The organism is Cupriavidus sp. 8B, assembly GCF_054589115.1.
On record NZ_BAAILO010000593.1, the window covers coordinates 1 to 767 of the forward strand.

At 65.4% G+C, this 767-nt stretch carries 1 protein-coding gene; it reads left to right on the forward strand.

Going from position 1 to position 767, the window contains the following annotated elements:
* Nucleotides 1–767: CoA transferase (locus ACYP5B_RS49795; RefSeq protein ID WP_459574851.1), on the forward strand; the 767-nt coding region annotated here is incomplete at both ends.

Sequence of the window (767 nt, forward strand, 5' to 3'; positions counted from 1 at the left end):
ATCGATGCTGGCCGAAAATGGACAGATCCGCTGTCGCACGCAGATGTCTACGCGGGCCTGCAGGCAACCATTGCGGTGCTCGCCGCGGTGCGCAAGCGCGAAGTGACTGGCCGGGGACAGTATATTGACGTCGCGATGGCAGCCGTGATGCTGTCCATTAACGAGCGCGCGCATCTCGATCTCGCGGGTATCGATACCGGCGCGGAGCCAGGCGTGCTCGGCGCGACCGAAGGCCCGCACTTCGTCGGGCCGGGGGGCGAGGCGTTTGTCGCGGCGCAGAGCATCGTGGGCAGCAACACGTTTCCGAACTACCTGCGCGCGATGCGCCGGATGGACCTTGGGCGCGATCCGCGCTTCAGTACCGCTGAGCGGCGTCTGCAGAACTACGGGGCACTGCATGCGGTGATCCAAAAATGGATGCTATCGTTCCGCGACCTGAAGACGCTCGATGCGCAGCTCGACGAAGCGAAGATCGCGATCGGCCAGATCCGCTCGCTGAAGGAACTCGCCGAGACCGACTGGGCGAAGCAGTGGGGCGCCGTGCAGGAAGTCCCTGACCGGCGAGGTGGTTCGTATCTGATCCACGGCTATCCGTGGCGGTTTTCAGACGACGAACTCGGCCCGCGCAGCGCGCCGGCGTTTCGCGGTGAACACAACGAACAGGTGTTCCGCGGCTTAGGCGTGTCAGAGAGCGAAGTGCGTGCGGCCGTCGAGGCGGGGATCCTCGTCGGCGGCGTTCCGGACTCGGTGAAGAACGCGCCGTCGGC